At 41.1% G+C, this 22,632-nt stretch carries 23 protein-coding genes, 1 tRNA gene and 1 rRNA gene; all 25 read left to right on the top strand.

All coding sequences use genetic code 11. The features are described 5' to 3' along the window. The first annotated feature begins 64 nt into the window (after nucleotides 1–64). Nucleotides 65–376: a sporulation protein YabP gene (yabP, locus tag M3206_RS16285; RefSeq protein WP_251313570.1), complete on the top strand. Its 312-nt coding sequence runs from the start codon at nucleotides 65–67 to the stop codon at nucleotides 374–376. Further along, complete coding sequence (yabQ, locus tag M3206_RS16280; RefSeq protein ID WP_251313569.1) at nucleotides 373–972, top strand: spore cortex biosynthesis protein YabQ; 600 nt, start codon at nucleotides 373–375, stop codon at nucleotides 970–972. Before yabP ends, yabQ begins: the two co-directional genes overlap by 4 nt. 20 nt (nucleotides 973–992) lie before the next feature. Then, nucleotides 993–1,352, top strand: coding sequence for an FtsB family cell division protein (locus M3206_RS16275; protein WP_251313568.1), 360 nt, complete (start codon nucleotides 993–995; stop codon nucleotides 1,350–1,352). A 91-nt stretch (nucleotides 1,353–1,443) separates the two neighbouring features. After that, on the top strand, nucleotides 1,444–1,884 hold the full coding sequence (locus tag M3206_RS16270; RefSeq protein ID WP_251313567.1) for a S1 domain-containing RNA-binding protein: 441 nt from the start codon (nucleotides 1,444–1,446) through the stop codon (nucleotides 1,882–1,884). Between the two features lie 375 nt (nucleotides 1,885–2,259). After that, a tRNA-Met gene (locus M3206_RS16265) sits at nucleotides 2,260–2,336 on the top strand. Between the two features lie 325 nt (nucleotides 2,337–2,661). After that, nucleotides 2,662–5,154 (top strand): stage II sporulation protein E, encoded by a 2,493-nt coding sequence (spoIIE, locus tag M3206_RS16260; RefSeq protein WP_251313566.1) that lies wholly within the window; start codon nucleotides 2,662–2,664, stop codon nucleotides 5,152–5,154. Between the two features lie 190 nt (nucleotides 5,155–5,344). After that, nucleotides 5,345–6,097, top strand: coding sequence for a vWA domain-containing protein (locus M3206_RS16255; RefSeq protein ID WP_251313565.1), 753 nt, complete (start codon nucleotides 5,345–5,347; stop codon nucleotides 6,095–6,097). After that, nucleotides 6,060–7,043: a serine/threonine protein kinase gene (locus M3206_RS16250; protein WP_251313564.1), complete on the top strand. Its 984-nt coding sequence runs from the start codon at nucleotides 6,060–6,062 to the stop codon at nucleotides 7,041–7,043. The genes M3206_RS16255 and M3206_RS16250 overlap by 38 nt, the downstream gene beginning before the upstream one ends. 66 nt (nucleotides 7,044–7,109) lie before the next feature. Next, on the top strand, nucleotides 7,110–8,504 hold the full coding sequence (tilS, locus tag M3206_RS16245) for a tRNA lysidine(34) synthetase TilS (RefSeq protein WP_251313563.1): 1,395 nt from the start codon (nucleotides 7,110–7,112) through the stop codon (nucleotides 8,502–8,504). A 15-nt stretch (nucleotides 8,505–8,519) separates the two neighbouring features. Next, entirely contained in the window at nucleotides 8,520–9,059 is a 540-nt protein-coding gene (gene hpt, locus M3206_RS16240; RefSeq protein ID WP_251313562.1) for a hypoxanthine phosphoribosyltransferase, read from the top strand. Nucleotides 9,060–9,109: 50 nt separating this feature from the next. Further along, nucleotides 9,110–11,017, top strand: a complete 1,908-nt coding sequence (ftsH, locus tag M3206_RS16235) for an ATP-dependent zinc metalloprotease FtsH (protein ID WP_251313561.1) — start codon at nucleotides 9,110–9,112, stop codon at nucleotides 11,015–11,017. A 280-nt stretch (nucleotides 11,018–11,297) separates the two neighbouring features. After that, nucleotides 11,298–12,068 (top strand): type III pantothenate kinase, encoded by a 771-nt coding sequence (locus tag M3206_RS16230; protein ID WP_251313560.1) that lies wholly within the window; start codon nucleotides 11,298–11,300, stop codon nucleotides 12,066–12,068. Between the two features lie 14 nt (nucleotides 12,069–12,082). Then, nucleotides 12,083–12,967, top strand: a complete 885-nt coding sequence (gene hslO, locus M3206_RS16225) for an Hsp33 family molecular chaperone HslO (protein ID WP_251313559.1) — start codon at nucleotides 12,083–12,085, stop codon at nucleotides 12,965–12,967. 157 nt (nucleotides 12,968–13,124) lie between these two features. Beyond that, nucleotides 13,125–14,051 carry a cysteine synthase A gene (gene cysK / locus M3206_RS16220; RefSeq protein ID WP_251313558.1) on the top strand — a complete coding sequence of 309 codons (927 nt, stop codon included), beginning with the start codon at nucleotides 13,125–13,127 and terminating at the stop codon, nucleotides 14,049–14,051. A gap of 169 nt (nucleotides 14,052–14,220) precedes the next feature. Then, nucleotides 14,221–15,651, top strand: a complete 1,431-nt coding sequence (locus M3206_RS16215) for an anthranilate synthase component I family protein (protein ID WP_251313557.1) — start codon at nucleotides 14,221–14,223, stop codon at nucleotides 15,649–15,651. Nucleotides 15,652–15,679: 28 nt separating this feature from the next. After that, nucleotides 15,680–16,273: an aminodeoxychorismate/anthranilate synthase component II gene (pabA, locus tag M3206_RS16210; protein WP_251313556.1), complete on the top strand. Its 594-nt coding sequence runs from the start codon at nucleotides 15,680–15,682 to the stop codon at nucleotides 16,271–16,273. Beyond that, complete coding sequence (pabC, locus tag M3206_RS16205) at nucleotides 16,258–17,106, top strand: aminodeoxychorismate lyase (RefSeq protein WP_251313555.1); 849 nt, start codon at nucleotides 16,258–16,260, stop codon at nucleotides 17,104–17,106. The genes pabA and pabC overlap by 16 nt, the downstream gene beginning before the upstream one ends. Before the next feature lie 34 nt (nucleotides 17,107–17,140). After that, nucleotides 17,141–17,983 (top strand): dihydropteroate synthase, encoded by an 843-nt coding sequence (gene folP, locus M3206_RS16200; RefSeq protein WP_251313598.1) that lies wholly within the window; start codon nucleotides 17,141–17,143, stop codon nucleotides 17,981–17,983. After that, a complete protein-coding gene (folB, locus tag M3206_RS16195) occupies nucleotides 17,976–18,338 on the top strand; it encodes a dihydroneopterin aldolase (RefSeq protein ID WP_251313554.1) in 363 nt (120 codons plus the stop codon). Before folP ends, folB begins: the two co-directional genes overlap by 8 nt. After that, the gene (gene folK, locus M3206_RS16190) at nucleotides 18,339–18,872 is read left to right on the top strand and encodes a 2-amino-4-hydroxy-6-hydroxymethyldihydropteridine diphosphokinase (protein WP_251313553.1); all 534 of its coding nucleotides are present in this window, start codon (nucleotides 18,339–18,341) and stop codon (nucleotides 18,870–18,872) included. It begins immediately after the preceding gene. Further along, nucleotides 18,824–19,021 (top strand): helix-turn-helix domain-containing protein, encoded by a 198-nt coding sequence (locus tag M3206_RS16185; protein ID WP_251313552.1) that lies wholly within the window; start codon nucleotides 18,824–18,826, stop codon nucleotides 19,019–19,021. Before folK ends, M3206_RS16185 begins: the two co-directional genes overlap by 49 nt. Nucleotides 19,022–19,067: 46 nt before the next feature. Continuing rightward, on the top strand, nucleotides 19,068–20,057 hold the full coding sequence (gene dusB / locus M3206_RS16180) for a tRNA dihydrouridine synthase DusB (protein ID WP_285877001.1): 990 nt from the start codon (nucleotides 19,068–19,070) through the stop codon (nucleotides 20,055–20,057). 110 nt (nucleotides 20,058–20,167) lie between these two features. Continuing rightward, a complete protein-coding gene (locus tag M3206_RS16175; protein WP_251313551.1) occupies nucleotides 20,168–20,581 on the top strand; it encodes a GreA/GreB family elongation factor in 414 nt (137 codons plus the stop codon). 16 nt (nucleotides 20,582–20,597) lie between these two features. Continuing rightward, nucleotides 20,598–22,091 (top strand): lysine--tRNA ligase, encoded by a 1,494-nt coding sequence (gene lysS, locus M3206_RS16170; RefSeq protein ID WP_251313550.1) that lies wholly within the window; start codon nucleotides 20,598–20,600, stop codon nucleotides 22,089–22,091. Between the two features lie 458 nt (nucleotides 22,092–22,549). After that, a 16S ribosomal RNA gene (locus M3206_RS16165) occupies nucleotides 22,550–22,632 on the top strand; the annotation flags it as partial.

Raw genomic sequence — 22,632 nt, 5'->3', positions numbered from 1 at the left:
TTATAGCTTGTTCTATTCCCCCTGCTTGTTTCATACATTTGTATGGAATAGAGGAGGGAAATGTATGGACCAACGATATGATTTTAATACCAACTATAATCAAAAAGTAAGTACTCCAAATCATGATGTAAGAATGGTCGGGCGTAAGAATTTAGAGATTACAGGGGTTAAGCAGGTTGAAAGCTTTGATAATGAGGAATTTCTGCTTGAAACAACGATGGGCTTTCTGGCGATACGCGGGACAAACTTGAAGATGAAAAATCTTGATGTCGAATCGGGTGTCGTGAATATTGAAGGGAAGGTTTTTGATCTCGTATACCTTGACCAGCAAACCGGTGAAAAAAATAAAGGGTTCTTCAGCAAGTTGTTCAAATGACCTTAACCGTACAATTTCAAACCATGCTTGCTATGGTTTTCATGGGAATATGGATCGGTATGGCGGTTGATACCTATAGTCGATTCATCCATGAAAAGCGAAAGTGGCACTGGCTTCACTTTTTAAATGATCTGCTCTTTTGGCTGGTACAGGCTTTGCTGGTTTTTTATGTCCTTCTTCATGTAAATCACGCAGAAATTCGCTTTTATATTTTTATTGCGTTAATTTGTGGCTATGCTGCTTATCGTGCACTCTTTGAAAAAATATATATAAAGTTGCTGGAATGGTTCGTTTCTGCTGTAACTGCTATTTTTCGATTCTTATACAACCTGTTCAACCGTTTACTTGTGATGCCGATAAAATGGTTGGTTATGCTCATTATGGGTATTGTTTTATATGTATTAAAGCTTCTTCAAAGGATCGTAGTTATTTTACTAAAAATTCTTTTTTCACCATTTAAGTGGTTCGGAAGTCTTGTATGGCGTTTCATTCCAAAACAAAAATGGTATAATTTAAAAGAGAAATATTTAAAAGTTGCAGGGTTTTTTAAATCAGTGAAGAATAAAGTCAGCAATTGGAAGGGAAAAAAGAAGTAAAGGAGGGGAAGAGCGAACAAATGCGCCAAAAGAAAATAACAGAGATTCACTCACAATACATCCAGAACAAAGAACGCCATGAGAAGGTCATCGCTAAACGTAAACGCGGGTTATATCGGCGTTTAACGGGGGCTTTTATCGTATTTTCCTTTTTTGCTTTTTTAATTATTACGGGTATTGCAGAGCAACTCTCCCTTTTAAATGAAAAAAAGACAGAACAGAAAGAGCTGACCGAAGAATATAAAGCTCTTTTAGAAGAAAAGGCACAACTTAAAGACGAAGTGAATAAACTAAAAGACGAAGAATACATTGGAGAAATTGCTAGACGAGACTTTTTCATGTCAAAGCCTGGTGAAACCATATTTAAACTTCCAGAATAAAGCAAGAAGCGTTCATTGACACGCAGATTTTTTCGAATGTATAATAAGTATTGATATCTTTTGAGATTTTTTAAGGAGGAGCATTTTTTGCATGTCAATTGAAGTAGGCAGCAAGTTGCAAGGGAAAGTTACTGGGATTACTCATTTTGGAGCGTTTGTCGAGCTGCCAGGGGGTACTACAGGACTCGTGCATATTAGCGAAGTTGCGGATAATTACGTAAAGGACATCAACGAATTTCTTAAAGTTGGTGATCAAGTCGAAGTAAAGGTTATGAGCATCGAAAAGGACGGAAAAATCGGTCTGTCTATTAAGAAGGCAAAAGAAAATGTTTCTTCTTCTAGACCTGCGCCATCCAGAGGCGGATTCAACAAATCACGAAAAGGTCCAAATCGCGGCGGGAATAACCATTCAAGCGCACTATCATTTGAGGATAAGATGAGTAAGTTCCTTAAAGATAGTGAAGATCGACTCACTACTTTAAAGCGTAGTACTGAATCAAAAAGAGGAGGCCGCGGCGGCCGAAGAGGATAATTGATGCATTTTTAATGCTCATTCATCTATAAATGGCTAGCATCCTATTCGTAGGGTGCTTTTTGTTTTTTACTTTGCTTTTTTTCAAAGGGATTGTAACTTTCAGATGTTTTTTCTTATTTTCTTCCCGTGCCGTTGATTTGATCGGAAGGTACGAGACTCCTGCGGGACAAGCGATCAGGTGAGAGCCTTTAAGGTGCGCAAGCAGCAAAAGGGCTCACCGCCTGCCCCGCGGAAAGCGAGTACCTGAAGCGCAAATCAACTACCCGCATACATCCAGAAAAGAAACTAAAAAACTTTTTCGACAAAAATCGAAAAGAACCGTTGACAGTTACCCAGGATTCTTGTAATATACTACTTGTGTCTTTTACAAATGGCGGTGTAGCTCAGCTGGCTAGAGCGTACGGTTCATACCCGTGAGGTCGTGGGTTCGACTCCCTCCGCCGCTACCATTTATTTTTGACATTACTTATAAAACGTTCAAGAGCACCTTTAAAAAGGCGCTCTTTTTTAATGTGTAAACATGCAAACTATAAATTCCCCGTAAGTAAAATTGTATTCCATTTATTTTTCTTCATAATTCTTCTTAATCTCTTCTCATTCAAATCACTTTGCTTTTCATTTTATACGAATGCTGTCCTCTTTTGCTTTTCTTTCGTGAAATAGTGGGGAAGCCCGTCGAGAAGTTTTTTTAACAAGCGTTGTTCTTTTGACAAAATCTTTGTTCTAAACCTGTTTATAATGGTTACACAAATTGGAAACGGGTGGTGTAATGGGATGTGGCAGAAAGTAGAACAAGAAGTACTCGAACCGATTAGAGGCATGGTATGGGTAGAAAAAGGTCAGCAGGCAGTCTATAAGACAAGTAGGAGATGGCTTCAGATTTTGAACCAGAGCATTTTTAATTGGAGAATGCTGTTGTTTGGAATTGGCTTTTTGTTAGGACGAGCTATGATCTTAGCTGAGATGGCTCCATTTGCATTGCCTTTTGTGGCGAGTGTATTTGTCTTAAGAAAAGAACGGACAGGTATTGCCGTTTTTGCTATACTGGCGGGCGCACTCACACATCAGCCAATCAATGCATTGTTTTTCATGAGTGCCTTGCTGGTCTATGGGTGTTTGCAGAAAGGGACAGACCTATTTATTAAGAATAGGGTCCAAAGTTTGCCGCTTATCGTTTTTGGATCAAGCTTACTAACCCGAACGTTATTTTCTTTATTTGGTGAAGGAGGATTAGAGCGGGTTGACACGATGCTTGCCCTAGTAGAAGGGGGACTAAGTTTAGTACTGACATTAATCTTTCTTCAGTCTATTCCGTTGTTAACTTACAAAAAGATTCCTCAGTCCTTGAAGAATGAAGAGATTGTTTGTTTGATGATCCTCCTTGCATCCGTCATGACAGGTACGATTGGCTGGCAGATCAATGATGTCTCCGTTGAACATGTCGTCTCCCGTTATCTCGTGCTTTTGTTTGCTTTTGTAGGTGGAGCGGCTATTGGATCTACGGTAGGGGTAGTCACTGGTTTAATCCTCAGTCTTGCCCAAGTAGCCAGTCTTTCACAGATGAGCTTGCTTGCGTTCTCAGGTCTTTTAGGCGGCCTTTTAAAAGAGGGGAAAAGGTTTGGAGTAAGCTTAGGGCTGATTATTGGAACGGTACTGATCGGATTGTATGGAGAAGGCAGGTCTGAAATTACTTTAACCTTAATGGAATCAGGCTTTGCAATCCTTCTGTTCCTGTTAACACCTAAAACAGCGATAAGCAATATATCCAAATATGTACCCGGAACAAGAGAACATTCGATTCAGCAACAGCAATACTTAAAAAAGATTCGAGATGTTACAGCGAGTCGCGTTGAGCGATTTTCTTCTCTATTCCAGGCACTATCTCATTCATTCGGTTCAGTTGGCCAATCAGTGAATGAAGAAGAAAGCTCTCGAGAAGTGGATTTATTTTTAAGCAATATCACGGAAAAAACATGTCAAACATGCTTTAAGAAAGAACAATGTTGGGCTCAAAACTTCACTTCCACCTATGACCTCATGACAAATATAATGGTCGAACAAGAAGAATACGGAGATATCAGGGATCGAAAATTAAAACGTGAATGGGAAAGACACTGTATAAAACCGCAAAAAGTAACTGACCACATGAAACAGGAATTATCGCAATATAAAGCTAGCCAAAAATTGAAGATCCAAGTGCAGGAAAGCCGCAGACTGGTAGCAGATCAGCTCATGGGTGTTTCTCAAGTCATGCAGAACTTTGCGAAAGAAATTCAGCGTGAACAAGAAAATCATCAGATGCAAGAAGAGCAGATTAAGGACTCTTTATTAAAAGCCGGGATTGATGTGGGACATGTTGATATTTACAGCTTAGAAGCGTCAAACGTGGATATCGAGATGACGATTCCGTACTGCAATCATTCGGGCATCGGCGAGAAATTAATCGCACCGATTTTATCAGACATTTTAGAAGAAACGATCATTGTCACTCACGAGGAATGTGCAAATTATGCGACAGGCTTCTGTCATCTGACATTCCATTCAGCAAGAGAATATGTAGTGGAAACAGGAATTGCCTCAGCAGCGAAAGGAGGCGCTTGGCTTTCTGGAGACAGCCACTCCACGATTGAAATTGGTGCGGGTAAATTTGCTGTAGCTATAGCTGATGGAATGGGTAACGGCGAACGCGCCTTTATAGAAAGCAACGAAACCCTCCAGCTGCTGCAAAAGATTCTCCAATCAGGTATTGAGGAAGAGGTCGCGATCAAATCCGTAAATTCGGTTTTATCGCTAAGAACAACAGATGAGATCTTCTCAACATTAGATCTAGCGATGATTGATTTGCAGGACGCATCCGCTAAGTTCTTAAAGATCGGTTCAACTCCAAGTTTTATTAAACGCGGAGATCAAATAAAAACAGTAGAGGCTAGCAATTTGCCGATGGGCATCATTCAAGATTTTGATGTCGATGTTGTGGACGAGCAGTTAAAAGCGGGAGATATTCTCATCATGATGAGTGATGGAATCTATGAAGCACCTCGACATGTTGAGAATATAGATGCTTGGTTAAAGCGGAAGATAAGAGAGATTGATACAGAGGACCCTCAGGAAATTGCCGACCTTATCATGGAGGAGGTTATACGGACAGGTAACGGAATCGAAGATGATATGACAGTTGCAGTAACGAAGATCGAAAAAAATATTCCGAAATGGGCGACTGTCCCTCATTATCCAAAGGTAAACTTACAAAGAAAGAAAGCTCAATAGTTTATTAGAATACTATTTAACTAACAACATTAACTTAATAACTAACGAAAAAGAGGCTTGGCTTTTAACGTTTAACGTTTCGAGCCGTTCCTCTTTTTTTATGTACGAAAGTCTCTTGAAACGTATATTCCTCGCCTCTTTTGACGATGATGGTAACACGTTAAAAATCGTACCTGAGAGGTGTTAGAGAATGCATAAAAAAGGAACGTTAAGGCAGATCCTGCTGATTACAGACGGGTGTTCGAATCAAGGTGAAGATCCAGTAGCGATGGCAGCGCTTGCGCATGAGCAAGGTATTTCAGTAAACGTAATCGGTGTATTAAATGAAGACGCACCGGAGTATCACAGACAAGGCTTAAAAGAGGTAGAAGACATAGCGATGGCTGGAGGCGGGATCAGTCAGGTCGTCTATGCGAGGCAGCTCGCACAAACGGTTAAGATGGTCACACAAAAAGCAATGGCCCAAACGATTAAAGGCGTCGTAAACGCAGAGTTGCAGCAGATCCTCGGAAGTAAATCTACGATGGATGACCTCCCGCCTGATAAACGCGGTGAGGTGATGGAAGTTGTTGATGAAATGGGAGAAACGATGAACCTTGAAGTATTAATTTTGATAGATGCTTCCGGCTCAATGGAGGATAAGATGCTGACTGTTCAGGAATCATTACTCGATCTATCGATCTCGCTTAATTCAAGAATCGGTGATAATGAGTTTGCGATTTTTGCGTTCCCAGGCAAAAAGAAAGAAGTAGACGAATTATTAAGCTGGTCTTCGAGATTAGATTCGATCGGTAAAGTTTTTTCTAAGCTTTCATTAGGCGGAATTACACCAACAGGACCGGCAATAAAAGAAGGGATTGCTGCATTCGCCCGTAAACGATCCTCAAAAAGGAGCTTCTTGTCCGATGATGCCCCAGGATATATCGAAGAGTCCGGTATGTAACTTAGCTGCAGGAGAAGAGATACGAGGCAAATGGAACAAGCTTCCCTATCGTATACGTCGCCGTTTGGGTTATGGAGCAACAGGTGCCGTATATCTCGCTGATTCTATGAATGGTTCCGTGGCTTTAAAGATTGGCCATGACCAAATGTCGATTACATCAGAAGTAAATGTGCTGAAGCGTTTTTCTAAGGTCCAGGGGAAAGTCCTTGGACCTTCTTTAATCGATGTGGATGATTGGCAGACAAGGAGTGGAACCTATCCGTTCTATGCGATGGAATATTTAAAAGGTGAGACACTCTTTGATTTTATGAAAGCAAGATCTCCTGAATGGGCAGGCATTCTGCTGGTTCAGCTCTTAACGGATCTCCACACGCTTCATCAAGCAGGATGGGCATTTGGCGATTTAAAACCTGATAATTTGCTTGTTACAGGTCCTCCCTACCGAATCAGATGGATTGATGTAGGCGGCACCACCGTCATGGACCGGTCAATCAAGGAATACACCGAGTTTTTTGACAGAGGATATTGGGGAAAAGGCTCAAGAAAAGCGGAGCCTTCGTATGATTTATTCTCTGCTGGTATGGTGATGGTCAATCTTGCTTATCCGGCACGTTTTACGAGAAAGAGTGATCCTGATAGACAGATGCACGACTTAAGAAAAAACAGTCCGATGCTCCGACCTTACGCACATATTCTTGAGAAAGCTTGGAATGGAAAGTATCGATATGCTGAGGAAATGAGAAATGAGCTTGTTCTTTTACTGAATGAAAATGACAAAAGGTCAGTTAAGAAGAATAAAAAATCTACCGTCCAAAAATCAACTGTACAAAACAGAACGAGACAGTCACAAAAAAAGAAAGAGAAAAGCTTTATTGCCGAAACTTTTTTAGTATTTACATTTGTGTTTATCGTTTATTTATTTTATATCCTCGGCCAAACGATGTAAGTGTGTAAGTCAGCCGCATTCTTTGATATATTTTAAATGAGAATTAGTGTGAAGGAGCGGGTTAGGTTGCAGCATGTTGAAAATTTTATAAAAAAACACCAGCTTCTTTCTTCCGCAAAGACGGTTGTTGTTGGTGTTTCCGGTGGACCAGACTCACTAGCCTTGCTTCACTTTTTATGGAAACGATCAGCTAAGTACAGAATTAAAGTAGTTGCGGCATCCTTTGATCATACATTAAGAGGGGAGGAGTCGGCTCGAGAACAATCGATGGTTGAACAATTTTGCTTAGCAAGGAACATCCCGTTTGAAGGCGGAGAAGCGGATGTAGCGAACTTTCAAAAAAAGAATCACCTCTCCCCGCAGACAGCAGCTCGAATATGCCGGTACGATTTTTTCGAACGGGTTATGAAAAAATTCGGAGCAGATACTCTCGCGCTTGCTCATCATGGTGATGACCAAATAGAGACGATGCTCATGAGGATGACAAGAGGCAGTGAAGGATACAGTCTGGCAGGAATACCCGTCAAACGTCCTTTCACTGACGGTGAAATTATTCGCCCCTTTTTAGGAATAACGAAGGCTGAAATCGAGCAATATTGTAAAGTGGAAGATCTTAATCCTATTTACGATCCATCTAATGAAAGTGAAAAATATATACGGAACCGGTTTAGAAAAAAAGTATTGCCTTTTTTGAAAGAAGAAAATCCAAATGTTCATGAAAGATTTCAGTATTTGAGTGAAACCATAACGGAAGATGAAGCGTATATAATACATCAGACTGAAATAGAGTTAGAAAAGGTTTTAATAGTTAAAGCAGAGGGGAAAATAGAGTTATCTGTATCCGCATTTAACAAGATGCCTATTCCTTTACAAAAAAGAGGGATTACACTAATATTGAACTATCTGTATAAATTAAATCCGTCATCTCTTTCCTCTGTACATAAGGAAAACTTTCTTAGTTTGCTCGGAAGTGAGCATCCATCGGGATTTTTGCATTTTCCGTCAGGCCTTTTTGTCAGCCGTACTTATGACAGATGTACATTAAGTTTTGTGCCGATAAAAAATGAGGAACCATCTTATGATTTTCCGATGGATATACCTGGCATAGCAGAATTACCGATTGGAATATTAACTGCTGAAACAACGGATTGTGAACCTGATTCAATTAGAGGAAAAGATGTTTTTGTGTTTTCACCGAATGATGTAAGTCTCCCTTTACGAGTTCGAAACCGCAGACTAGGTGACCGGATGGCGATTGCCGGCGTCGGTACGCGGAAATTAAAAGATATTTTTATTGATGCTAAAGTGGTACCAGAAGAACGGAAAATTTGGCCTGTCGTTGTTGATGCAAACGACGATGTAATATGGCTTCCCGGACTGAAGCACACTGAACGCAAATCTTTAAATCAATCTGAACAGTGGGTTATCTTACGCTTTCAAAAAAATCGCCATGACGTCTAGGAGGCTTGTTGAACTATGCATGATGAAATTTTAGAAACCCTTATATCCGAAGAGGCTATTCAAGAGAAAATTAAAGAACTTGGAAAAGAGCTTTCAGAGGAATATAAGGACAGTTTTCCATTAGTAATTGGAGTTTTGAAAGGTGCTTTACCTTTTATGGCAGATCTGATTAAACGAATGGATGTCCACCTTGAGATCGATCTAATGGCTGTTTCCAGCTATGGAGCTTCTACCGTTTCTTCCGGTCAAGTGAAAATCGTTAAAGATTTAGATACTTCCTTAGAAGGTCGAGACGTTATCATTGTAGAAGATATTATTGACAGCGGATTGACCCTTAGCTATTTGGTTAACTTGTTTAAAACACGCAAGGCCAAAACAGTTAAAATTGTAACATTGTTAGATAAGCCAACAGGAAGAAAAGTTGATATTAAACCCGATTTAGCTGGCTTTATCGTTCCTGATGCTTTTGTTGTCGGATACGGCTTGGATTACAACGAGAAGTACCGCAACTTGCCTTACATTGGCGTATTAAAGCCAGAGATCTACGAAAAGTAACAATAGCAATAACTGCATAAGATTTGATTGTTCGCCTAAGGAGGTAAGGAATGAATCGCATCTTCCGTAATACGATATTTTATTTATTAATCTTTTTAGTTGTAGTTGGAGTTGTCAGCTTTTTCAACGGCAATAACAATGAAGTAAAAGAAATCCGTTATGACCAACTGACAAAGTACATTGAAGACGGTAAAGTAGAAAGCATTGTTTACCAGCCAGAGGGTGGCGTATATGTTGTCCGAGGTAAGCTGGAGGGAGCAAAAGAAGGAGAAGTATTCCAGACGAATGCTCCATTAACAGGCAATACACTTGCTGAAATTGAAAAGCTTGCAGATACCGCAAATGTTGAATTCAAACAGCAGGAACAGACGAGCGGCTGGGTTACGTTCTTTACATCGATTATCCCGTTTGTCATTATCTTTATTTTATTCTTCTTCTTGCTTAATCAAGCCCAGGGTGGCGGAAGCCGCGTCATGAACTTTGGTAAGAGTAAGGCTAAGCTCTATAACGAAGAAAAGAAAAAAGTTACGTTTAAAGATGTAGCTGGAGCGGATGAAGAGAAACAAGAACTTGTAGAAGTTGTTGAATTCTTGAAGGATCCTCGCAAATTCTCAGCACTAGGTGCACGTATTCCAAAAGGTGTACTTTTAGTGGGACCGCCGGGTACTGGTAAAACACTTCTTGCACGTGCTGTAGCAGGTGAAGCAGGCGTTCCGTTCTTCTCGATCTCAGGTTCTGATTTCGTTGAAATGTTCGTCGGTGTCGGTGCATCCCGTGTACGTGATCTATTCGAGAACGCAAAGAAAAATGCTCCATGTATCATTTTCATCGATGAGATTGATGCTGTAGGACGCCAGCGTGGTGCTGGTCTTGGCGGCGGTCACGATGAACGTGAGCAGACGCTAAACCAATTACTCGTTGAGATGGATGGTTTCGGTGCAAATGAAGGAATTATTATCATTGCCGCAACGAACCGTGCTGATATTCTTGACCCTGCCCTTCTACGTCCAGGACGATTTGACCGTCAGATTCCGGTTAACCGCCCAGATGTAAAAGGCCGTGAAGAAGTTCTTCACGTGCATGCGCGTAACAAACCGCTTGCAGAAGACGTTAACTTAAAAACGATCGCGATGCGTACTCCAGGTTTCTCTGGTGCGGATCTTGAAAACTTATTAAACGAAGCAGCATTAGTTGCTGCCCGTTCTGACAAGAAAAAGATCGATATGGACGATATAGATGAAGCGATAGATCGTGTCATTGCCGGTCCTGCCAAGAAGAGCCGTGTTATTTCTGAAAAAGAAAAGAACATCGTGGCTTACCATGAAGCTGGTCATACAGTAATTGGTCTCGTTCTTGAAGGTGCCGATACCGTTCATAAAGTAACAGTTGTTCCTCGTGGTCAAGCCGGAGGATACACAGTTATGCTTCCTAAAGAAGATCGTTATTTCATGACGAAACCAGAATTAGAAGATAAGATTGTTGGATTGCTTGGAGGCCGTGTGGCTGAAGAGATTACCTTCAATGAAGTAAGTACAGGTGCTCATAATGACTTCCAGCGTGCTACAGGTATCGCGCGCCGCATGGTAACGGAGTTCGGTATGAGTGAACGTCTCGGCCCTATGCAGTTTGGTTCTTCTCAAGGAGGCCAAGTGTTCTTAGGAAGAGACTTCAACAATGAGCAAAACTACAGTGATGCTATCGCGCATGAGATCGACTTAGAAGTTCAACGCATCATTAAGGATTCTTACGAGCGCTGCCGTCAGATTCTAACAGAACACAATTCGAAGTTAGAAATCATCGCTCAGACATTGCTATCTGTTGAGACGCTTGATGAAGAACAAATCAAAGAGCTTGTTAAAACAGGTCAGCTTCCTGACAAAAAAACGATTTCTAATCCATCTGATGATGTTAAGGTTACACTTAACAAAAAAGATGAAGAAGAACCAAAACAAGATTAATCAAAAAAAGGATGCCTCAACTCTCGAGGCATCCTTTTTTGTTTGATATTCATTGTTCCTTTGAAGGCAGTTGATTTCCGTTACAGGCACTCGCTTTCCGCAGGCCAGGCGGTGAGCCGTTCGCCCCGTGAAAAGCGTCCAACCTGGAGTGGAAATCAATTACTCTCATAAGCACCAATGATTACCATACACATACTTCAATAAACCAGGTTACTTTACTCCTATACGTTTTATGATATAACTATTATAGAAACTTAAGATAAGAAGCGGGGACAAATTCATGATTTTTGTGTTTGATGTCGGAAATACGAATATTGTTTTAGGGTTATATGAGAACGATGAATTAAAGCACCATTGGCGAATTCATACATCACGTGAAAAGACAGAAGACGAATACGGGATGCTGATTCTGGATCTTTTCCGGCACGTAAATATTAATAAAGAACAAATTGAAGGAATCATTATATCGTCTGTTGTTCCTCCGATCATGTTCGCTTTAGAGCGCATGTGCGTAAAATATTTTAATCAGCGTCCACTGATCGTTGGTCCTGGGATTAAGACCGGACTGAACATCAAATACGAAAATCCAAGAGAAGTTGGAGCAGACCGTATTGTGAATGCTGTGGCTGCCACTCATGAATATAACTCTCCATTGATCATTGTAGACTTTGGAACGGCTACAACGTACTGTTATATTAATGAAAATAAGCAATATATGGGCGGAGCTATCGCGCCGGGAATCAATATATCGACAGAAGCGCTTTACACGAAAGCTGCTAAACTTCCGCGTATCGAAATCGCGAAGCCTGAAGGTGTGATCGGCAAGAATACGGTTAATGCCATGCAAGCCGGTATTCTTTATGGATATGTAGGACAAGTAGAGGGTATTGTAAAAAGAATGAAGGATCAAACTCCGATTGAACCAACGGTAATCGCAACAGGTGGCCTTGCGAGTCTGATCGCAGCCGAAAGCAATGTGATTGATCATGTAGATCCTTTCTTAACACTAAAAGGTCTATTACTTATTTATGATAAAAACAAGAACGGCTAAAAGGATGAGTTATGATGAACGACTATTTAATTAAAGCTCTTGCATTTGACGGGCAAATCCGGGCATATGCCATATCTACAACTGATATGGTAGGTGAAGCCCAAAAAAGACACAATACATGGCCGACTGCATCAGCAGCGTTGGGCAGAGCGATGACTGCTACTACCATGATGGGCATGATGCTTAAAGGCGAAAACAATAAAATCACAGTAAAAATTGAAGGTGGAGGTCCAATCGGCGTTATCATCGTGGACAGCAACACGAAGGGTGAAACTCGCGGATATGTTACAAATCCTCAAACCCATTTTGATTTAAACAGCCAAGGAAAACTGGATGTAGCAAGAGCAGTGGGCAAGGAAGGGTATCTATCTGTTTTAAAAGATATCGGGATGCGTGAAAAATTCACAGGGCAAGTTCCGATGGTTTCAGGGGAACTAGGAGAAGATTTCACTTATTACTTTGCGTCTTCCGAACAAGTTCCATCTGCAGTAGGTGTTGGGGTGCTTGTTAACCCGGACCATTCGATTAAAGCAGCTGGCGGGTTTATCGTTCAAGTCATGCCGAATGCTTCCGACAGTATTGTTGATCTTTTAGAGGAACGAATTAATGCAATTCCTCCGATCTCTCGTTTAATTGATAAAGGTATGTCACCTGAGGAAATTTTATTTGAACTTTTAGGAGAAGATCAAGTTCAAATTTTAGAAAAGTCCCCAGTTCGTTTCAAATGTACATGTTCCCATGAACGTTTTGGCCAAGCCATTGTGAGTCTGGGAGAACAAGAAATTAAGGACATTATTGAAGAAGACGGGCAAGCAGAAACAAACTGCCAATTTTGCAACTCTACTTATGTATTCACAAAAGAAGAACTTCAAACCTTGCTTGAACAAGCAAAATCGTAAACCCGGAATCTTTTCCGGGTTTTGATTTACACATGAATTTAAATTTTTTGCGTACGATTCTAATAGGATTATTTTCACAAGCTTTAGAATTGACACTTAATTTCCGAAGTTGATACAATTAATCCAATAAAAATACTCGGTTTTAGGAGTGATGACAATGGCACGTGTAGCACAGTCGATTACAGATCTTATCGGGCAGACCCCTGTAGTAAAATTAAATCGTTTAACAACAGAAGATATGGCGGATGTTTACTTAAAATTAGAGTTTATGAACCCTGGAAGCAGCGTAAAAGATCGAATTGCGTTGGCGATGATCGAAGATGCTGAAGAGAGTGGCAAATTAAAAGCCGGCGACACTATTGTAGAGCCGACGAGCGGAAACACAGGAATCGGATTAGCTATGGTCGCAGCAGCAAAAGGATATAAGACAGTCCTTGTTATGCCTGAGACAATGAGTATGGAAAGACGGAACTTGTTAAGAGCTTACGGTGCTGAGCTTGTTCTGACTCCAGGACCTGAAGGAATGGGCGGAGCTATTCGAAAAGCTGAGGAACTAGCAAAAGAAAATGGATATTTTATGCCACAGCAATTTAAAAACGAAGCAAACCCAAGAATACACAAAAATACCACAGGAAAAGAAATCGTCGAACAATTTCCTGATGGCCTTGATGCATTTGTTTCTGGCATCGGTACAGGCGGAACAATTACAGGTGCTGGTGAAGTCTTAAAAGAAAAATATCCGGAAGTGAAAATTTACGCGGTAGAACCGACAGACTCTCCGGTGCTTTCAGGCGGAAAACCAGGACCGCATAAGATTCAAGGTATTGGTGCAGGTTTTGTTCCCGACATTTTAAGAACGGATATTTATGATGAGGTCTTAACGGTTTCTAATGATGAATCGTTTGAATGGGCAAGAAGAGCAGCGCGCGAAGAAGGACTATTAGGAGGAATTTCTTCTGGCGCCGCTATCGCTGCTGCATTAAAAGTAGCCAAAAAGCTTGGAAAAGGGAAAAAGGTACTCGCAGTTATTCCAAGTAACGGAGAAAGATACTTAAGTACACCGCTTTATCAGTTCGAAGATTAAAAGGAAGCTCCCTTAGGGGGGCTTTTTTTATTAGGAAACTGTACGCCACAGCATAGAAAGAAAAAACAGCTCAAACCTGTTTGAAAATGCAGGAAATTGTCAGAAAGGTGTGCCAAAGTGACACGCCTCATGTACAATGTAAGCAGAAGATTTTTGGGAGAGTGACCTTATGGGGAAGAACAAGAAATGGCATGTGTTGCATACCAACATTCCGCTTTCTAAAGAAGATTGGTTTTTTAAATATAAAACGTTATCCGTAACCGAACCGCGCCATGTTTTATTGGAGAGCGGAAGAACAGGGCGATACAGCATGATCGGACTCTCTCCATTTGCTGAGGTTTCTGGAAAGGACGATGTGTTAACGATAAGTACAGATGAAGGGGTCTCGGTAAAAGAAGGACCGGTGTATAAAGAATTCCAGCAATGGTTTAAACAGTTTGAGATCGAACCAGTTTTAGGTCTACCGGACTTCACTGGAGGCGCGATTGGCTACTTAAGTTATGACCTGGCTCGTGAATTCGAGAAACTCCCAGCACGTTCAGAGGATGACCTTCGACTGCCTGATTTGTACTTTTTATTATTTAAAGATGTATTCGTTTATGATCATTTGACGAACAAACTTTGGATTATCGTGTTAAGTGAAGATAAAGAGGATCCATATCATTTGGACAAGCTTTGTGCATTTAAAGAAATGTGGCATACACCTCGCACACAGCAGCCAGAAAGCGGTCTCGACCCATGTTTTTCAAATGATGAAGAGTTTAAGCATGTTTCGATGACTGAAGATGTTTTTGTTGAAGCGGTAAAAAGGATTCAGTCTTATATCTCTGACGGAGACGTGTTCCAAGTCAATTTGTCTGTACGCCAATCCAAAGAACTTCAGACAGAGCCTTTTAACATTTATGAAGAATTGCGAAGAATTAATCCGTCGCCTTATATGGGATATCTGCAAACACCTGATTTCCAGTTAGTAAGTGCTTCTCCTGAACTTTTGATAAAGAAAAAAGGCGACAAGATCAGCACTCGACCTATCGCAGGGACTCGACCGCGTGGAAGAACGGAAGAGGAGGATCTAGCACTTGCCAACACTCTCATCGAAAACGAAAAAGAACGTGCTGAACATGTAATGCTCGTTGATCTTGAAAGAAACGACCTTGGCAAGGTTTCCGCGTATGGCACCGTGCAGGTCGATGAGTTCATGGTAGTTGAAAGGTACTCACATGTTATGCATATTGTTTCTAATGTAGTCGGTGAACTCAGACCGGAATGTGATGCATTCGACTGTATTAAGGCCACATTTCCTGGTGGAACAATAACGGGTGCACCGAAAGTAAGAACATTGGAGATCATTGAAGAACTCGAACCCGTAAGAAGGGGCGTTTATACAGGAAGCGTTGGGTGGATCGGTTTTAATGGTGATACAGAGATGAATATCGCAATTCGTACGATGGTATGTCAGAATGGAATTGCGCATGTGCAAGCAGGTGCAGGAATTGTTATTGACTCGATACCAACGAGTGAATATAAAGAGAGTTTAAAAAAAGCAGAGGCGCTGTGGCGTGCCAAAGAGCAAAGTGAGCTCGGATCCATTTTGGTATAACGCAGCACATGAGAGGAGAAGAGACGAGATGATTTTAATGATTGATAACTACGATTCTTTTACGTACAACCTCGTTCAGTATTTAGGTGAGATGGGTGAGGAGCTAATCGTAAAACGAAATGATGAAATTACGATAAAAGAGATTGAAGAGTTAGATCCCGATTTTCTGATGATATCACCAGGACCTTGCTCTCCGAATGAAGCTGGGATCAGTTTAGAAGCTATTAAGTATTTTGCTGGGAAGATTCCTGTATTCGGTGTATGTCTTGGACACCAGGCGATCGCTCAGGTGTTTGGGGGAGACGTGATACGTGCAGATCGATTGATGCACGGGAAAACTTCTCCTGTACTTCATGACGGAAGAACAGTATATGAAGGCTTAGAACAGGAATTTCCTGCGACTCGCTATCACTCTTTGATCGTTAAAAGAGAAACACTGCCCGATTGCTTTGAAATTTCGTCTTGGACAAAAGAAGGCGAAATTATGGGTATACGCCATAAAGAACTCCCGATTGAAGGGGTACAATATCATCCTGAATCCATCTTGACGGAGGACGGAAAAAAACTTTTACGAAACTTCATTGATTTTTATAAAGGGAAAAAAGCATGTACATCTATTTAAATGGACAAGTTCTTTCAAAGGAAGAAGCCAAAATCTCGCCTTATGACCACGGATTTATGTATGGAATTGGAGCGTTTGAAACGTTCAGAACATACGATGGCTTCCCTTTTTTAATTGACGAACATATGAAACGGCTTCAAGAAGCACTTATAGAGTTAAATATTCAGGCTGCATTAAATACCGATCATGTCATAGAAGCGGCTCAGGCACTTTTAGAAAAAAACAACCTGGATGATGCCTATTTTCGTTTAAACGTATCAGCAGGTGATGGAGATATTGGTTTGCAAACAACTCCTTATGAAGATCCGACTGTAATTCTTTTTACAAAGCCCCTTCCGAAACCAGGAGCTTCAGCAAAAGAACTGGTGGTACTTAATACCGTCCGGAATACACCTGAAGGCAGACAAAGACTCAAGTCGCATCACTATTTAAACAGTATACTCGGTAAACGAGAGCTTAAAGATCCAGTGGGTCAAGAAGGGATCTTTTTGACAGAACAAGGTTTTCTAAGTGAAGGCACGGTCTCCAACCTTTTTTGGGTGAAAGCTAACGTTCTGTATACTCCTGCAGTATCAACTGGAATTCTAAACGGGATTACACGGAAATGGGTATTACATGCAACTGAGAAAATGAACATTCCTTCTGAAACAGGGAATTATAAAAGAAATGAACTTCATGATGCGGATGAAGTCATCCTGACGAATTCCATACAGGAACTTATCCCCGTGAACCGGTTTGAACACAAAACGCTGCCTGGTGCGGATGGGCCGTTCTTTCAAAAACTGAAAGCAATGTACAGGGAAGATACGATTAATAGACGCCGATCGATTTAAGGTTGTAAGAAAGGGAAGATAGTCTATGCATGAAATGATTTTGAACCAGTCTAAGCTTGTGTGCGGAGAATACGTACTCGATTTTTCGAAAAAAACATATGTGATGGGAATTCTGAACGTAACACCTGATTCTTTTTCTGATGGCGGACATCATAACCGGGTTGAACAAGCAATCCTCCACGCAAAAGAGATGGTGAAGGATGGAGCGGACATGATTGACGTTGGCGGTGAATCCACGAGACCTGGCGCCAAAAAAGTAACATTAGAAGAAGAGCTTGAGAGAGTGATTCCTGTCATTGAGGCATTAAAACAAGAAGTTGATGTTCCGATCTCAATCGATACGTACAAAGCAGAAACGGCAAGGCAAGCTGTTCAAGCTGGTGCTCATATCATTAACGATGTGTGGGGAGCGAAACTGGATTCTGAGATGCCGCACGTTATGGCCGAGTCAAACGTGCCAGTGATCTTGATGCATAACCGGTTCGACACCAACTACCAGGAATTCATGGCCGATGTGATTGCTGACTTAGAGTACAGTATCGCATTAGCTGTTAAGGCAGGCGTTAAACCGGAAAACATTATCCTCGACCCCGGCATTGGATTCGTAAAATCTTTTCAGCAGAATATTGAAACCATGAGAAGACTAAATGAAATTACAAATATGGGCTATCCCGTACTCCTCGGTACGTCCCGAAAATCCATGATCGGAAAAGCGCTCGATCTTCCAGTCGATGAACGGATGGAGGGTACCGGCGCTACCGTATGCCTTGGAATTGAGCGAGGATGTTCAATCATACGTGTACATGATGTTAAAGAAATGAGCAGGATGGCTAAAATGATGGATATTATGCTCGGGAAAGGTGAGAGCCATGGATAAAATGTATGTGAACGGTATGAAATTCTATGGTTATCACGGCGTTTTTATGGAGGAACAAAAGCTCGGCCAGCGTTTCAATGTAGATGTTACGCTATCCATGGACCTCTCTAAAGCGGGACTTACAGATGAACTTGATCAAACCGTTAATTATGGAGAAGTTTATGATGCCATAAAGGAGATCGTAGAAGGAGAACCGGTCAAACTTTTAGAGTCTTTGGCTGAAAGTATCGCTGCTACATTGCTTAGTAAATTTACTTTAGTAGAGGAAACAACGGTAAAAGTAATAAAACCTGACCCTCCGATCCCGGGGCATTATGATTCCGTAGCTGTTGAGATCACAAGGGGCAGAAGTTAAATGGAACAATTCAATACCGCTTACTTGTCGATCGGTTCAAATATGGGAGACAGGGAAGGACTTCTCAAAAAGTCAATTGAGCTTCTTAACCAGTATCCCGATATCTTCATAGAAAAAGTATCTTCTATCTATGAGACAGACCCAGTAGGATTTACAGAGCAGCCGTTGTTTTTAAATGTAGCCATAAAACTCAAAACGAGCCTCTCTCCACAGGCATTATTGAGCAAAATGCATGAGGTGGAGGACCATCTGGACAGAAAAAGGGTTCAAAAATGGGGACCCCGAACAATAGACCTTGACATTTTATTGTATAATAGTGTAAGTATACAGACGGAAGACTTAGAAATTCCGCATCCACGTATGCTTGAAAGGGCATTTGTTCTGATACCTCTTAGCGAAATTGCACCTGATAATATATATCCGGATCAAACAATTTCTTTACATCAAGTCCTTTGCGAACAAAGAGATAAAGAAGGTGTACGCATTTGGAAGAAGACAGAATGGGAAGACGCATCCGTGCATTCAGAAAATTAAAAGGCTACACGCAAGAACAGCTTGCAAAAGATATCGGGATTTCCGTATCTGTTCTAGGCGAAGTCGAAAGGGGCAGCCGAAAGCCCAAACTTGATCTGCTGCACAAAATAGCGGATCAATTCAGCATAAACGTTAAAGAGTTACAGTAAGCAGATAGATTTTGAAAATCGAACCCGAAACGAGGTGATATAGACGTTGAAAATCGGAAATATTACATTGAAAAACCCGGTCGTTCTTGCTCCTATGGCTGGTGTATGCAACCCTGCATTCCGCTTGATCGCAAAAGAGTTTGGATCGGGGCTTGTGTGTGCAGAGATGGTAAGTGACAAAGGTATTCTTTTTGAGAATGAAAGATCACTGAAGATGCTATATGTAGATGAACGAGAAAAACCATTAAGCCTACAGATTTTTGGGGGAGAACGTGAATCATTAGTAGCGGCAGCTAAATATGTGGACAAGCATACGAATGCCGATATTATTGATATCAATATGGGATGCCCGGTTCCTAAGATTACAAAGTGTGATGCAGGGGCGAAGTGGCTTCTTGATCCAGATAAGATTTATGAAATGGTAGCTGCTACAGTAGATGCTGTTCAAAAGCCGGTTACCGTAAAGATGCGAATCGGATGGGATGAAGATCACATCTACGCTGTGAAAAACGCACAAGCAGTTGAACGTGCAGGCGGTGCAGCCATAGCGGTTCATGGCCGTACACGTGTTCAGATGTATGAAGGAACAGCGAACTGGGACATTATTAAAGAAGTTAAACAAAATGTTTCGATTCCTGTAATCGGTAATGGTGATATTTCAACGCCTCAAGAAGCGAAGGAACGTCTTGAAAAGTATGGGGTTGATGGTGTCATGATAGGTAGAGCGGCACTCGGAAATCCTTGGATGCTGTACCGTACCGTTCAGTACCTTGAAAAAGGTGAGATCCTACCTGAGCCTGACGCTCGTGAAAAAATGAATATCTGCATGCTCCACCTGGATCGTTTGATCGAACTAAAAGGCGAAAGTGTTGCCGTTCGAGAAATGAGGAAACATGCAGCTTGGTATCTAAAAGGATTACCAAAGACAGGATCCGTTCGAAATGAGATCAATCAGATGACTACACGTGATGGCATGAGTAAGTTATTGTTTAATTACGTCGAACAGGTTGAAGAATTACAGCAAAAAATCAGCTGATCATAGTGACATACAGCCAGATCATCAGATGACTGGCTGTTGTTTGCTTAAACGGTCAACCATACAGCAGCCGGTGTTTTCTTTTATAAAAATAAGAGGAGGAATAGCATATGGGTATGCTAAAACTCACACAAGAAGGCACCAGGAAGCTTGAGAAAGAACTACAATACCTAAAAAAACGCAAAAAGGAATTCCGGAACTCACCTGAAAAAGGATTCATAATGAGCCGGATAGAAGAGATAGAGAACATATTATCTTCATCTGTCACTTGGCCAGCTGTAAGAGAAGCGGGAGATTTTGTAGAAGTGGGTTCTACTATTACAATAGAAGAGACCGTCTATAAAGAGAGATACACATATACGATTGTTCATCCATATGAAGCAGATCCCCGTGATAATATGATTTCTCTTCATTCCCCCATTGCAACGGCCGCCATTGGTAAAACGGTAAATGCATTCATTTGTATTCAAGTACCGGCGGGTGAAAATTTAACGTATAACATAATTGATATTCAAAACTGCTAAAGGTAGGAGTGTTCCCATGAGTCAAGAAGTAGAATTAAATGATTTGCTGCGAGTGCGGCGCGAAAAGTTAGCTTCTCTAACAGAAAAAGGATTAGATCCGTTCGGTACAAAGTTCAGCCGTACTCATACAGCTGCTGATCTAATTAATGAATATGAAGAAGTTGAAAAAGAAGAACTTGCCAGCAAGGAGATCGAAGTAACACTTGCTGGACGTATCATGACAAAACGCGGCAAAGGTAAAGCTGGTTTTGCTCATATTCAGGATCTAAGTGGTAAAATTCAAATTTACGTAAGACAAGATGCTGTCGGTGAAGATCAATATGATTTATTTAATACGATTGATATCGGTGACTGGGTAGGAATTACAGGATTAGTTTTCAAAACAAAAGTTGGAGAACTTTCTATTAAAGCTAAAGATTTTCAGCTGTTAACGAAATCTTTGCGTCCTCTACCAGACAAGTTCCACGGATTAAAAGACGTTGAACAGCGTTATCGTCAGCGTTATGTTGATCTGATTATGAACCCTGAAGTAAAAGAAACATTTATCTCGCGTTCAAAGATCATTCGTTCAATGCGTCGTTACTTAGATGACCATGGCTATTTAGAAGTTGAAACGCCAACTATGCATTCTATTCCAGGAGGAGCATCTGCCCGTCCATTTATTACACATCACAATGCATTAGACATGGAGTTATACATGCGTATTGCAATCGAGCTTCATTTAAAGCGTCTGATTGTTGGTGGTCTAGAAAAGGTTTATGAAATTGGCCGCGTATTCCGTAATGAAGGTGTATCTACTCGCCACAATCCGGAATTCACGATGATTGAATTGTATGAAGCATATGCTGATTACCATGATATTATGGAACTTACCGAGAATCTGATCGCTCATATCGCGGAAGATGTTCATGGATCCACTACTGTTCAATACGGTGATTACGAAGTAGATCTTAAGCCTCGCTGGAAGAGAGTTCATATGGTTGATGCGATAAAAGAAGAAACGGGTGTTGACTTCTGGCCAGAGATGTCAGATGAAGAAGCGCGCGAACTAGCTAAAAAGCATAACGTACCAGTAAAAGATAATATGTCTTATGGACATGTAGTTAATGAGTTCTTTGAGCATTTTGTTGAAGAGAAGCTTATCCAGCCTACATTCGTTTACGGACATCCTGTTGCGATTTCTCCTCTTGCTAAAAAGAACCCAGAGGATCCTCGCTTTACAGATCGTTTTGAATTATTTATCGTAGGCCGCGAACATGCTAATGCGTTCTCCGAGCTAAATGATCCGATCGATCAACGTGAACGTTTTGAAGAGCAATTAAAAGAACGTGCTGAAGGAAACGATGAAGCGCACATGATGGATGAGGATTTTGTAGAGGCACTTGAATATGGTATGCCTCCGACTGGCGGACTTGGAATCGGTATTGACCGCTTAGTTATGTTACTAACGAACTCACCATCTATCCGTGACGTGTTATTGTTCCCACAAATGCGCCATTCAGAGAAATAAGTTAGTTTAAAGCCAGCCTAGAAGTCTAGGGCTGGCTCTTTCTTTGATTAGGAATGGATTGTATTTCTTTTGTAAAAGATAAATGGGGTGCACATGCATTCTCAATATATTGTGTCTAGATGTGGGTTGTTTAGCCCATCTTGTAATTGGCTCTGTGTCAATATTTTTTGAATAAATAATGTTTAATTTTTTTAAGGAAAACTATTGTACGAGAGCGAAAATGGTGGTATATTATTCTTCGTCGCAAGGAATACTAACGTGTTGATGGCTTAACAAAAACGATTTAAAGTTTTTCAAAAAAGCTGTTGACAACCAGGTTAGCGACATGGTAACCTAATAAAGTCGCCAAAACGAGCGACAAGCTTTAAACAATCAAGTTCTTTGAAAACTGAACAAAAGCAAAGGTAAGGAATCAAGAATGAATTCCGTCAGTAAGAAATTAGAGCAAGTCAAACACTTTTATGGAGAGTTTGATCCTGGCTCAGGATGAACGCTGGCGGCGTGCCTAATACATGCAAGTCGAGCGAATGACGAGGAGCTT

The sequence above is a fragment of the Fictibacillus phosphorivorans genome, assembly GCF_023715845.1.
Taxonomy (GTDB): Bacteria; Bacillota; Bacilli; order Bacillales; family Fictibacillaceae; genus Fictibacillus; species Fictibacillus phosphorivorans_D.
This window is presented reverse-complemented; position numbering and strand designations above follow the sequence as displayed.